At 50.8% G+C, this 13,035-nt stretch carries 9 protein-coding genes, 1 pseudogene and 1 riboswitch; of the genes and pseudogenes, 1 reads left to right on the top strand and 9 read right to left on the bottom strand.

Translation table 11 applies throughout. The features are described from left to right. Positions 1–79 precede the first annotated feature (79 nt). The 6 genes and pseudogenes from cysI to EXW96_RS21660 all read right to left on the bottom strand — a co-directional run. Positions 80–1,804, bottom strand: a complete 1,725-nt coding sequence (cysI, locus tag EXW96_RS21685; protein WP_137670725.1) for an assimilatory sulfite reductase (NADPH) hemoprotein subunit — start codon at positions 1,802–1,804, stop codon at positions 80–82. A gap of 38 nt (positions 1,805–1,842) precedes the next feature. After that, positions 1,843–3,666: an assimilatory sulfite reductase (NADPH) flavoprotein subunit gene (locus tag EXW96_RS21680; protein ID WP_137670724.1), complete on the bottom strand. Its 1,824-nt coding sequence runs from the start codon at positions 3,664–3,666 to the stop codon at positions 1,843–1,845. 338 nt (positions 3,667–4,004) lie between these two features. Continuing rightward, complete coding sequence (locus EXW96_RS21675) at positions 4,005–5,318, bottom strand: MFS transporter (protein ID WP_137670723.1); 1,314 nt, start codon at positions 5,316–5,318, stop codon at positions 4,005–4,007. Positions 5,319–5,779: 461 nt separating this feature from the next. After that, positions 5,780–6,505 (bottom strand): hypothetical protein, encoded by a 726-nt coding sequence (locus tag EXW96_RS21670; RefSeq protein WP_137670721.1) that lies wholly within the window; start codon positions 6,503–6,505, stop codon positions 5,780–5,782. Continuing rightward, positions 6,495–7,025, bottom strand: coding sequence for a sigma-70 family RNA polymerase sigma factor (locus EXW96_RS21665; protein ID WP_137670720.1), 531 nt, complete (start codon positions 7,023–7,025; stop codon positions 6,495–6,497). The genes EXW96_RS21670 and EXW96_RS21665 overlap by 11 nt, the downstream gene beginning before the upstream one ends. Before the next feature lie 169 nt (positions 7,026–7,194). Continuing rightward, a pseudogene (locus EXW96_RS21660) lies at positions 7,195–7,977 on the bottom strand (putative bifunctional diguanylate cyclase/phosphodiesterase); the annotation flags it as partial. A gap of 155 nt (positions 7,978–8,132) precedes the next feature. On the opposite strand from EXW96_RS21660, the gene EXW96_RS21655 reads away from it, so the two are divergent. Beyond that, complete coding sequence (locus EXW96_RS21655) at positions 8,133–9,491, top strand: IS4 family transposase (protein WP_074730243.1); 1,359 nt, start codon at positions 8,133–8,135, stop codon at positions 9,489–9,491. On the opposite strand, the gene EXW96_RS21650 is transcribed toward EXW96_RS21655, so the two are convergent. The 3 genes from EXW96_RS21650 to EXW96_RS21640 all read right to left on the bottom strand — a co-directional run bounded on the left by EXW96_RS21650 (position 9,454) and on the right by EXW96_RS21640 (position 13,034). Then, positions 9,454–10,785 carry a diguanylate cyclase domain-containing protein gene (locus EXW96_RS21650; RefSeq protein WP_254611500.1) on the bottom strand — a complete coding sequence of 444 codons (1,332 nt, stop codon included), beginning with the start codon at positions 10,783–10,785 and terminating at the stop codon, positions 9,454–9,456. The genes EXW96_RS21655 and EXW96_RS21650 overlap by 38 nt on opposite strands. 175 nt (positions 10,786–10,960) lie before the next feature. Further along, positions 10,961–11,044, bottom strand: a riboswitch (cyclic di-GMP riboswitch). Between the two features lie 345 nt (positions 11,045–11,389). Next, positions 11,390–12,208 (bottom strand): alpha/beta fold hydrolase, encoded by an 819-nt coding sequence (locus EXW96_RS21645; RefSeq protein WP_174351390.1) that lies wholly within the window; start codon positions 12,206–12,208, stop codon positions 11,390–11,392. Positions 12,209–12,251: 43 nt separating this feature from the next. Continuing rightward, entirely contained in the window at positions 12,252–13,034 is a 783-nt protein-coding gene (locus tag EXW96_RS21640; protein WP_254611499.1) for a 2-keto-4-pentenoate hydratase, read from the bottom strand. Position 13,035 lies beyond the last annotated feature (1 nt).

Genomic DNA, 13,035 nt, shown 5'->3' with positions numbered 1-13,035 from the left:
GTCTAAAGCTGCAATGACAGCTTCAGACTGCTCCTGTTGGTCTTGCCCTATGATGCATTTAATCCAAACGTAGGTTTACTTACGAATGGAAATCCTGACCGGAACGAACTTCCTTGACATAGCCGGCGCGGATGACAAAATCGCCGAAGTGCTCGCCTTCCCGCCGTTCCTTTGCATAATGAGTAAGAATCGGTTTTAACGACTCCAGAATTTCCGCTTCGCCGATGTTTTCCTTGTACAGCTTATTCAGCCGGTTTCCGGTAAAGTCGCCTCCCAAGTACATGTTGTATTTGCCGGGCGCCTTGCCGATAAACGCGATTTCCGCCAACATCGGTCGGGCGCAGCCATTCGGACAGCCGGTCATGCGAATGACGATCTCCTCGTCGCGCAAGCCCGCTTCCTCCAGCATCGGCTCGATCTTATCCAGCAGCGTAGGAAGGTAGCGCTCCGATTCGGCCATCGCCAATCCACAGGTCGGCAGCGCCACACAGGCCATGGAATTTCTCCGCAATGCGGTATAGTGGGCCCCGTCGGTAAGCCCGTATTGCTTGATCAGTTCCTCAATCTTTTTCTTCTTCTGGCTGCTTACGTTGCCGATGATCAGGTTCTGGTTCGGAGTGAGCCGGAAATCTCCGGAATGCACCTTGGCGATTTCCCGCAGACCCGTCATCAGAAGATAGCCGCCATCGTCTTTGACCCGGCCGTTCTGGATAAAGAGCGTGAAGTGCCATTTTCCGTTGGTTCCCTTTACCCAGCCATAGCGGTCCCCGTTGTGGTCAAAATGGTAAGGACGCGCTTCCTCAAGCTTCCACCCTAGACGTTCGGTTAGCTCATTGATGAACCAGTCGATGCCGCGGTCGTCGATCGTGTACTTGAACCGCGCGTGCTTACGGACCGAGCGATCGCCGTAATCCCGTTGGATCGTGACCGTCTTCTCCGCGACGTCGATGACTTGCTCCGGCGAGCAGAACCCGATCACTTGACCGATCTGGGGATAGGTGTTCGGATCGCCGTGCGTCATCCCCATGCCTCCGCCTACCGTGACGTTGAAGCCCTTCAGGCGTCCATCTTCGACAATCGCGATAAAGCCCAAATCCTGAGAGAATACGTCTACATCGTTGGAAGGCGGGACGGCTATGCCGATTTTAAACTTCCGGGGCAGATAGACAGGCCCGTATATCGGCTCCTGCTCTCCCCCGTTATCCCGGCTATCCACCACTTTTTCCCCGTCAAGCCAGATCTCGTGGTAGGCTCTGGTCCGGGGATTGAGGTGCTCGCTGATCCGGCGGGCCCACTCGTATACTTCGGAGTGAACCGCCGACTGGTACGGATTCGGGTTGCACATGACGTTGCGGTTTACGTCGCCGCAAGCGGCTAGCGTGCTCAGCAGCGCATCGTTGACTTCCCGTATCGTATTCTTCATGTTCCACTTGAGTACGCCATGCAGCTGGAAGGACTGACGCGTCGTCAATCGAATCGTTCCGTTCGCATATTTCTGCGCGATGCGGTCCATCATCAACCACTGATCAGACGTAACCACCCCGCCTGGCGCACGCACGCGCACCATGAACTGATAAGCCGGCTCCAGTTTCTGCTTCTGCCGTTCGTTGCGCAAATCCCTGTCGTCCTGCATGTAGCTGCCATGAAATTTCATCAACCGGTTATCGTCTTCGGGTATGGAGCCTGTGATCACATCTTCCAGCGTTTCTGCAAGGCTTCCCCGCAAATAATTGCTTCTTTTCTTAATTTCCTCTACATCACTGTGCGGCGCACTGTTCGGTGATAGTAAATTATTTTCTGACATGTTGGATTTTCTCCTCTCGCGATCTTCGGGACTCGGACTTAATAAACATCCCGCTGATAACGTTTCTGCTGTTGCATACGGGTCAAATATTCCGCGGCTTCCTCAGGGCCCAAGCCTCCCTCTTTTTCGAGGATCGTGATCAGAGCCGCATGGACGTCATGCGCCATCTTCTTCTCGTCGCCACAGACATACACACAGGCTCCTTCCTGCAGCCATTGGTAGAGGTCCCGGCTCTTTTCAAGCATACGGTGCTGTACGTACACCTTCTTGTCGGTATCGCGGGAGAACGCGACATCCATACGTGTCAGCACGCCCTCCTTCAGCCAACGCTGCCATTCGATCTGATAAAGGAAGTCCGTGGAGAAATGCTGATCGCCGTAGAACAGCCATGTTTTGCCTTCGGCTCCGATCTCCTCCCGTTCTCCGAGGAAGGCCCTGAACGGAGCGACCCCGGTACCCGGTCCAATCATAATGATCGGCGTATCCGGATTCTCCGGAAGCTTGAAGTTCGGGTTATGCTGAATGTACACAGGCAGCGTATCGCCCGGCTGTACCCGCTCCGCAAGCTGAACGGAGCAGACGCCGTACCGGTTTCGTCCATGAGCCTCGTAGCGAACCGCGCGGACCGTCAGGTGTACCTCACCCGGGTACGCTTTCGGGCTGCTCGCGATCGAGTACAGACGGGCAGGCATCTTCCGAAGGATCGATACGAATTCGCCCGCAGGCACACCTTTAAGCGAGTAATCCTGTACCAGATCCAACAGATCCCGCCCGTTGAGATACGCTCTGAGCTCTTGTTCGCGTCCCGCCTCCAGAAGCTTTTTCAGCTCCTGGTTCGAAGTCAGCTTTGCCGCTTGCTCCAGCAACGGCTTGGTCAGAACGGTGATTTCATAATTACGAAGCAGCGCCTCCCGCAATGGCCGCTCTTCGCCATTCTTATTAATGGCAACGGGCTCCTCTGCCTTCCAGCCCATCGCTTCGATCAATTCATCCACAAGGCGGGGATGATTCTCCGGATAGATGCCCAGGCTGTCGCCCGGTTCATACTGAAGATTGGATCCCTCAAGGGACAGCTCAACGTGGCGAGTTTCCCGCTCCGATCCGCGGCCGTTCAGATTCAAATTTTCAAGAACCTCGGCATGGAACGGATTCGATCTCGAATATTCCGTTTCCGTCCCGCTCACGACCGCCGCGCCGGCTGCACTTGCGACGGCCGGGGCCGCCGATGCACCGCTGAGGGATTCCAGGACGCGGTTCATCCACTCTGCTGCAGGTTCTTCAAAGTCCACGTCGCAGTCGACGCGCGGGGTAAGCCGCCTTGCGCCCAGCTCTTCCAGGCGCTTGTCGAAATCCTTGCCCGTTTGACAGAAAAATTCATAGGACGTATCTCCGAGCGCGAGCACGGAAAACTGCGTGCCCTCCAATTGGGGCGCTCTCTTGCTGTAAAGGAACTCATAGAAAGCAATCGCGTTATCCGGCGGCTCTCCTTCCCCGTGGGTGCTCACCACAATGAGCAGGTTTTGGACCTTCTTTAAGCTATTCGGCTTGAAGTCGGCCATCGAAGAGAGCGATACCTGAAAGCCCCGCTCTTCCAGTTTCTTGGACAGCTTCTTCGCCAATCCTTGACTGTTGCCTGTCTGCGATCCGAAGAGTACGGTAACCTCCTTGGAAACGACCGCTTCATTCGCCGGCAAAGCCGCCAGCGGCGCAGGAACAGGCGTCACCGCGGCCGCCGAACCTTGAAGAGCCGTAAGATATCCGCTCAGCCAGATACGCTGTGCTTCCGTCAGCAGAGGCAGAACGCGATTGAGCAGTTCTACTTGCTCCTGATTAAAAGGGCTGTTTGTTACTTCCAGTTTCAACAATATCCACCTCGCAAAGCTTCCAAATGATATGAAATTCCCAGTATACACATCTTAATAATTTCCTACTATTCTGAACCTATCACAGCTGGCGGTGCAGGTCAATTAGAATAACCTTATAAGATTGATCAGATATATTAATAAATGCATAAATTCTAGAAGAATCTGCCCCGGGAAGCATCCGGTCACCAGAATCGCCGTCTTTTCTTTCACTGAAAAAGCAGCCGCCGCGGCGACTGCTTTGAATGTCTTTAAGAAAATAAAAAGCTGGCCTTTGACGGGGCGCTTTGAGCCCACTTATTGTAGCTTCAGAGTGCCTGAGCCAGGTTCGCGGACAGCTAGCCCCTTTTACCGTCGAGCTCGGCTTCGATACGGGAATGTTTGGAAGACTCATCCATACGCCAGTAGACGATGAAGCTCACGAAAATGCAGGCGGCTACGTAGAAATAGAAAAGCGACTCGGCTCCAATGCTCTTGAACCATAACGCGATGAACTCCGCCGTCCCTCCGAACACCGCAACGGTAATTGCGTAAGGGAATCCCACGCCAAGGGCGCGGATTTCGGTCGGGAACAGTTCGGCTTTCACGATCGCATTGATGGAAGTATAGCCGGTGACAATGATGAGACCTGCCAGCATGAGGAAAAATGCTCCGATAGGGTTCTTCATCTGCTCCAAGATCAGGAACAGCGGCACGGTCAGCAGCGTTCCGAGGATACCGAAACTAATCAATAGCGGGCGCCGGCCGATCCGGTCCGATAGCAGACCCGCGAGCGGTTGAAGCACGACGAATACCAGCAGGGCAATAAAGTTGATCCAGCTGACGACCTCCTTGCTGAGGCCCACCGTATTCACCATGAACTTCTGCAAATACGTCGTATAGGTATAGAAAGCGACGGTTCCTCCAAGCGTTAGTCCGACCACTGTCAACACCGCCTTGGGGTGTTTCATCAGGGTCCGAATGGTTCCGGCACGCTCCCTGCTTTCAGATCCCATTTTGGAGAATTGCTCCGATTCGTCCATCGTGCGGCGCAGCCACAATACGGCTAATGCTCCAACGGCTCCGATGAAGAAGGGAATACGCCAGCCCCAGGATTTCATATCGGGTTCGCTGAGTATTTGCTGGAGGATGATCTGGACGCCCAGCGCCACCAGCTGTCCGGCAATAAGCGTGACGTACTGGAAGCTCGAGTAGAAGCCGCGGCGGCCGCTGCTGGCCATCTCGGACAGGTAGGTTGCCGAGGTTCCATATTCTCCGCCCAGCGACAACCCTTGGAGCAAGCGTGCAAGCACCAGAATAATGGGGGCCAGCACGCCAATGGTGCCATAGCTTGGAGTACAGGCAATGATCAGGGAGCCACTGGCCATGACGGTGATGGAAAGCGTCAGCGCGGCACGGCGGCCATAACGATCGGCGTAGCGGCCCAGCAGCAGGCTCCCTAATGGGCGCATCAGGAAGCCGACGGCGAAGATTGCCGCCGTGTTGAGCAGTTGGCTGGTCGGGTCTCCCTTCGGGAAGAACTCAGACGAGAAATACACGGCGAAAGCTGCATATACGTACCAGTCGTACCATTCGATCAGATTTCCAACCGATCCTTTGAAGATGTTGCTTGTGATGCGTCGCGTGTTTGCACGCTCAATCGATTGAGTCATGGTGAAAACCTCCTTATGGGCCTTGCCTCGCCGAGGGACTGGTAAGGACGTTCCTCGTTGTAAAATTGGATATAACGAGCTATCCCTTGACGCAACGCGCGAGGGTCTTCGAATTCGTTTATGTGAAGTGAGAGCCCTGGTCGCTGTTCATGATTTCCGGCTTGCAGGTAGGGGCGAGTGTAGGTGGCGTGGAGACGCTTGCTCAGGTTCGGCTTCGGATAGACCGCTTCGAGCCCCATTACCTGATTGTTTTATTTTGTTCACTGGGAACATCAAATATCCTCAAGTTGACACGATATTCCAAACGTTTGACGGCATGAACAATCCAAACAAAAAAGAGGGGTATTCCCCTCTTTACATCTCAATGATTTCCTAACCATTGTTAAGCGCACAGTCCAAAGCCTTATGGATTAACTCATTCCGTTAAACGATTGCCTTTATTAGCGAAATCATCATCCCTGTTATGACTCCTGTAATTTAATTTGCGCTTCCCACTCCCCCTTTATTTCCAACGGCGCATCGCCCTTTTTATGCCCATAAAAAGAATGAATTCTTAACGCAAGATGATGATTTCGTTCAAAAATATCTCTTGGTATGATCAGACGGGCTTGAAATTTTTTACTGCTATTGTCGTCGGGTATAGCTTCCGATAAAAGTTTACTGGAATCCCGGATCTCGAAGCTGTAGTCCTGATCCGTTATCGCTTGAACGGTCACTTCCTTGTCATCCAACATTTCACCCGAGCTTCCGACAATCGTGAATTCCCCCAACGAGACCACCTCGATCTCACGGTAAGGTACACTGGTTCCGTGAAGTATGGTTACGGTCAGCGGCACAACGGCGTTCTCTGCATTCATATCAGGCTCGCCAAGTTCAACCTTGATTTCATCGGTCGCTTGCCTATATTCCGTACCCGTTACTGCCCCTCTCCCGTTTACTATATCTTTAAAGTATCCCTTAACGGATGATGCAAGGCCGGGTTCAACTGCCATCATTAATGCAAAGACCAAGGCGGAAGCGGCGATGACGCCCCCAATTCCTTGCCATAACCGTTTCATTCCCATACCGCTCCCATCTCTTTGCCCGGCAAGTTCCTGCTTTGCTTTTTGAACACCGAGTACACTTCTTTGATGAAGCTCCGCCGGGATTTCTATTTTGTCCATTTCCTTCTTGATGTTATTTCCCATTCGCTTCCGCCTCCCCGCACATCCCGCGAAGTTTATCCAATGCCCGATACAAAACCGTTTTGGCTGTTCCTAATGGAAGCTCCAGCATCTCTGCTGCATCCTTGATGGTGTAATCCTGATAGAATCTTAACAAGATGATGCTTTTTTCCGTTTCATCCAATTTCTCGATGACATCATCCAGCATAATGGAGATCGTTACATCATCTTCGTTTTCCGTCCGTACGCAATCCCATTTCCGCGGTTCAAAGTGAATCACCTTGGTTCGCTGGCGTAGTAAGTCTAAAGAACAACGAATGGCGATTTTTGTAAGCCAGGTCTTAAAATATTGCGGTTGCTTTAAAGTCTTTATCGATTTAAATGAGCGATAAGCCGTTTCCTGGACTACATCCAAAGCATCTTCCTGATTTTTCACATAGACAAAAGCCATGCGGTAAATCCGTTCCTCATGCTGCCTAAAAAGTTCCAAATAGGCCGTTTCATCACCCTTCTGCGCCTTTTGGACAAGGTTTATGGTATCCAAATGTCGTCTCCCTCCTCCCGGTTTCACTTATTAGACACCCCAGTCCCTCATTTGGCTTTAAAAAATACGATGAAAACAAAAAAGAGGGGAATCCCCTCCTCGGCCAAGCATTCGTTTTCTTGGTCTCTTTGACCTGTTCACCCGCATAGGGGAGAAATAGGTACAATGCCTAAGTGGTTATCGGCAAATCTTTCAAATAGTTCTCAAAATCCTGACTGGACAACGGTTTGCTGAATAGAAAGCCCTGCCCGTGACCGCATCCGTCCTCATTCAAAACGGCCAGCTGCTCCGGAATTTCAACTCCCTCGGCAATCACGCTTAGATTTAACGTTTGGGCAATGGTCAGTATCGCCTTTACAATCGCATGGCTTTCCTTATTCCGGTGAATATCCCGGATGAAAGAAGCATCGATTTTCAAGGTGTCTATGGGAAGATTCTTGATATAACTGAATGAACTGTATCCCGTTCCAAAATCATCGATAGACGTATGAACGCCTAAATTCCTGATTTCCTGCAGAATCGCTGCCGCATTGTCTATGTCCGCAAAAATACTTTCTGTAACCTCAAGTTCCAGCCATTGCGGTTCCAGTCCGGTATCCTTCAATATCCTGCTGATCATGTCCAACAGGTCAGGTTGATAGAATTGTCGGGCAGACAAATTCACGGATACTTTTAACGGAGGGTATCCTTGATCCTGCCAATGTTTATTTTGCTCACATCCTCGGCGAAGAACCCATTCTCCCAAAGGAATGATTAATCCGGTTTCTTCGGCTATAGGTATGAATTTATTCGGCGCGATCCTCCCTAATTCGGGATGATCCCAACGAACAAGCGCTTCCATGCCGGTTACTTTCCCTGTCGCAAGGTCGAGTTTGGGCTGATAATCAATACGAAATTGCTCATATTGAATGGCCTTTTTCAGTTCATTTTCCAACAGGATGCGTTCCAAACTCAACTTTCGCAGAGCGAAAATCGGTTTAATTGCATGATGTGACTAGACAAACAGCAGATTCAATACGGATGTTGTAAAAATAGAAAAACACCGCTTCGTTTGGTAAAGTGAGAGTGTCGAATCAAACACTACCATACAGAAGAGGTGTCCTCTACATGATAGAGCAAAACGTACAACAGAATCAACTTCCAAATGAAATCAAATCAGCCTTCAAAGAACTGAAAGTGTTGCAACACTTAAGAACAGCGGGCTTCAAAAAGAAATTCGGATATACTTGCTCGTTTCTATTCCAACTTGTCTTTGTGCTCTTGTTTCATCACAAGAACTGGTTTCGTTTGTTGGAAAGCCACAAGGGTGAATCATTTCCTGGCAAGGATGCGGTCTATCGCTTCCTAAATCACAGCGGCTATGCATGGCGCAGATTTCTAACATTGCTTAGTTCCTCCACCATTGGTAAGATTCAGCCGCTGACAGGAGAAAATCGCGTAACCGTATTTGTTGTTGACGACTCCATGTTTGAGCGAAATCGCAGCAAGGCGGTTGAACTGCTTTCCCGATTTAAGGATCATGCGACGGGTTGCTACTACAAAGGATTCCGGATGCTCACGCTAGGCTGGTCGGACGGCCATACGTTTATTCCGGTTGACTTCTCTTTGCTCGCTTCAATCAAGTCGCAAGTGAACGGCATCATGCAGGGGATCGACAAGAGAACGTCCGGCTACAAACGGCGGGTCGAAGCTTTGCTGCCTGCTCCTGAAGTCATTCCAGCGATGATTGATCGTGCGCTTTCGGCGGGCATGCAAGCCTCGTACGTCCTCATGGACAGTTGGTTCACACATGCCCCATTAATCCAAGCGATCCTTGATTGCGGTCTGGATGTGATCGGCATGGTCAAAGCGGACAAGAAACGTTATCTTGTTCGCGGTCGCCGTTTATCCTTGCAAGAGCTTTACTTTGAAGCCATCCCCGTTCAAGGGAAGAACAATGGAATCCTGCGTTCCATTCGTACCGAGTTGTCCCCAGGGATTCCGGTCACAATGGTTTTCGTGCGCCACCGCTCAAAGAAGAAAGAATGGCTTGCGATTCTATGCACTGACCTCTCCATCCCCGAAGAAGAAATAATCCGGATCTACGGAATTCGCTGGGATATTGAAGTGTTCTTCAAGTGCGCCAAATCCTTGCTGCGTCTACAAAAAGAGTTTCAGGGGCGCTCGTATGACTTGCTCATCAGTCATACTACGATTGTCTTTTCCCGTTACATATTGCTGGCGTGGCAACACCGACAAAGCACTGACAACCGCACGCTAGGCGGCTTGTTTCATTTGCTATGCGATGAAGTAAGTCAATTAGATTGGGCAGTAGCCTTAAAGCAACTTATTGAATTGCTCGAGGAAGTCGCTAAGAAAGCCAGTAAGAAGATCACAACACTTATCCAAACACAACTTCAGCATTGGATCGCCGGTTTGCCCAATTACATCAAGGCTTACCTACCGAATTTAAGCTGCGAAAGTTGAGTTCCAAAGAACGCTCTTCCATATCCGAATGAAAGAATGAAACTCCATTCCTGCCGCTATCCTTCACAGCATATAGAGCCATATCCGCTCGTTTTAACAATTCATCCGGGTCCCTCCCATCCGATGGAAAGAGGGCGATACCCATGCTGCAAGAAATACAATGGCGCTGCCCGAACAGCTCGATCGGTTCCTGGAGGCTGGTTTGGATCCTTTGAGATATGGATTCGACCTCCGCCGAACTCGACAGGTTCGTCAATAATACGATAAACTCATCGCCCCCCAATCGGGCGACCATATCATTCGAACGAATGCAATGACTGATTCTTTTGGCTGCTTCGATGAGAAAAAGATCTCCGGCCTCATGACCGAGCGAATCATTAATATATTTAAACCGATCCAAATCAAGAAATATGACGGCCAATTGTGAATGACGGCGCTTAGCTTGATGGACTTCTTTACGCAACCGATCCATAAATAATCTCCGGTTCGGCAAATCCGTCAATGTATCGTGGTAAGCTAAATGGTAAATCGTTTGTTCCGACTTTTTCCGTTCGGTGATATCCCGCATAATCAGAGTCAGGCTGTTGACTTCGCCCGATTGGTTGAGGATCGGATTGATCTTGGTTTCCATATAGCAATAGCTGCCGCCCCTCGTACGGACCCGGAACTCCAGCGGCGGAGACTCTTTTCTTGCGGCCAGCCGGCTCTCAATCGCATCAACGACCGTCTCGCGGTCTTCTTCATGCACCCATTGAAGGATTTGGCTGGATTCAAAATCAGGCAAATCGTGTCCTAACAAGCTTGCGTGGGAAGGAGACACATACAAAAAATTCCCCTCCGCATCAATGATTGAAATCAGGTCCGACGAATTTTCGGTGATTAAACGGTATCTTTCCTCGCTTTTCCTGATCTCTTCTTCCATTTGTTTTCGGAGGCTGATATCATTTCGAATCGAAACATATTGATACGGTCTTCCTTGTTCATTTAAAAAAGGAACGATGGTCGTATCTACCCAATAGAATGATCCGTCTTTGGCTTTATTCCGTATTTCCCCCCTCCAAATATCTCCGGATCCGATGGTGGCCCACATGTTCTTAAAAAAATCACGGGAGTGATACCCGGAATTAAGTATCCGATGGTCCTGACCAAGCAATTCTTCCCTTTCATATCGGGAGATTCTGCAAAACTGTTCATTAACGTAGAGTATGATCCCGCGCGGGTCGGTTATGGCCACAATGGAGGACTGGTCCAAGGCATGCCTGATATCGGCCAATTCCTTTAAAATATTTTTCAATTTCTCGTCCTTTTCGAATAATGGGCTTTCCAAAAAAGGATATGTTGGTGAAACGGACACACGATTTGAACCTTGATTTCTCATCTCTCATCACCCGTTAAATTTGATTTGGAAGGATGCCGCCGGAATGGTTCGGCTCCACCGAAATTCATTGTAAAAAATAAACCGACCCTATAGATTATGGGGTCGGTTGCACTACTCGCTCCCAGCCATTCAAGTGCCCAGTTGAGAATGGCTGATCATGGCTTCCACAAAGATGGGGGTTATGATCATAATTGCGTTCACAATACTCCAAGAAAGACACCCTTATCCGGGCCGGCTGCCGGGACTGACGGGTAGCCTTTCGGCCTCATGAAGAGGAATAGTCCGCTTCTCGCGCGCTCCTGTTTCTAGGACGACGGACCTGGTTTTTATTATAAACGATCGGAAATTAATTTCCAATATCTTGATTGTAAAATGATCCGCCGGGAACGAAAAAAAGACCAGGGCCCCAGCCTGATCTTCACACTGCACATTTCCTTTTTTCAATTCAACGGGCGGGCGATCACGCCATGAAGCCGCCCGCGGCAGCCTGCGGCGCGGCTTCTTTTCCGTTATAAAGCATCTATTTTTGCAAAAAATATTCCACCAATGTGCAGAACGAATTCGTCTTTTCGATCTGCGTCCAATGTCCGCATGTTGAAAACATATGAAACTCCGCATTCGGCAGCAGCTGCGCCAATTTCCAGCTGGTCTGTTCGACCGGAATCACTTCGTCTTCCCGACCGTGCACGAGCAGCACCGGACAATCGATCCGTTTGATTTGATCCTCCGTTAAAGCCATCGCATCGATATGGCGCTGCCGCGGGGCGGGGAACATCGAAGCGAAGGCCGACTGGTTTTCTTCGTTCAAAGTGGCTTGATAACGCATATGCACCAGATCGCTGTTTTCGGCAAAGCTTTTGTCATAGGAAAAAATTTGGATCAACTGTCTCATTGTTTCCGGATCCGGCGTATAGCCCCACACACGGTCCAGACCTTCCGTCAGGGGGAAGGAAACACCTACGCTCCCCATTAGCACCAGCTTTTTCACCAGATCCGGCCTTCGATAGGCCAAATGCAGAGCAAGACAGCCGCCGAGGGAATTACCGACGATCGACGTCGGCCCGATATGCTTCGCTTCAATGAATGCGATCAGCTGCTCCACCCACGCGTCCACCCCGTATTGAGCCGAAGGGGGTTTTTCCGACGAGCCGAAGCCGATCAGATCCGGAGCGTATACGTGATAATGCTTCGATAAAATCGGATACACCAAACGCCAATTCGCCCAAGCCGAAACCCCCGGCCCGGAACCGTGAATCAAAAGCAGCGGCTCCCCTTGTCCGGCTTCATGATAATACACGCGATGACCGCCGATCGTGTCATACAATCCTTGCTCCTGCATACGCCAACCTCCCCGATAAATAATATGAATGTAAGCCGGCACTTCAACCTTGCACCCTGAATTGCATCGTTCCCAGCCGGTCCCAGATCGCCGTGACCGTATCCCCGGCTTTCAAAGTGTGCGCACCCGTTATGCCGCCGCTCAGGATGACCTGACCCGCCTTTAACGACTGACCTCTGCAGGATAACATATTGGCCAGCATCGCCACCGATTCGGCCGGATGGCCCAATACTTCCGCTCCCGCTCCGGCGTCCTTCCATTCTCCGTTGATCGATAACGTAACGCCGATCAAATCGAGCTCCAAGCCGACGGGACTTCTGAAGCCCGAGCCGATAAACACGCGAGACGACGAAGCGTTGTCCGCTACGACATCCGGCAGCGCAAACTGGAAGTCCTCATATCGGCTGTCAATGATCTCCAGCGCAGGCACGACATATTCCGTCGCCGCCAACACCTGCGCAGCCGTCACTCCCGGTCCCTGTACGTCCGCTGCCAGCACAAACGCGATTTCCGCTTCCACCTTCGGATGGATCAGCTCATCGAGCCGAAGCACATCGCCTTCCACGACCATATAATCAAAAATGAACCCGTAAATCGGCTCTTCAACGTTCATTTGTTTCATCTTCGCCCGGCTCGTCAGCCCCATCTTGGGCCCGATCACCCGATAGCCCTGCTCCAGCTTTCGGGCGATGAGCGCTTCCTGAATGCGGTAGCCGTCTTCCACCGTCAATTCGGGCCGCCGCTTGGTAAACCGCTCGACTTCTCGTTTGCCGACCTCCGACTCGATTAAAAACAAGGCCATTTCCTCATAACCACTTGGATTCATG

The organism is Paenibacillus sp. JMULE4 (assembly GCF_013337105.1).
In the GTDB taxonomy this organism is placed as follows: Bacteria; Bacillota; Bacilli; order Paenibacillales; family NBRC-103111; genus Paenibacillus_G; species Paenibacillus_G naphthalenovorans.
This window is presented reverse-complemented; position numbering and strand designations above follow the sequence as displayed.

Coding starts and splice junctions, on each gene's coding strand:
- EXW96_RS21655 (WP_074730243.1), top strand. CDS start 8,133: ATGATAGAGCAAAACGTACAACAGAATCAACTTCCAAATGAAATCAAA.
- EXW96_RS21640 (WP_254611499.1), bottom strand. CDS start 13,034: ATGAATCCAAGTGGTTATGAGGAAATGGCCTTGTTTTTAATCGAGTCG.
- EXW96_RS21670 (WP_137670721.1), bottom strand. CDS start 6,505: ATGGGAAATAACATCAAGAAGGAAATGGACAAAATAGAAATCCCGGCG.
- EXW96_RS21645 (WP_174351390.1), bottom strand. CDS start 12,208: ATGCAGGAGCAAGGATTGTATGACACGATCGGCGGTCATCGCGTGTAT.
- EXW96_RS21675 (WP_137670723.1), bottom strand. CDS start 5,318: ATGACTCAATCGATTGAGCGTGCAAACACGCGACGCATCACAAGCAAC.
- cysI (WP_137670725.1), bottom strand. CDS start 1,804: ATGTCAGAAAATAATTTACTATCACCGAACAGTGCGCCGCACAGTGAT.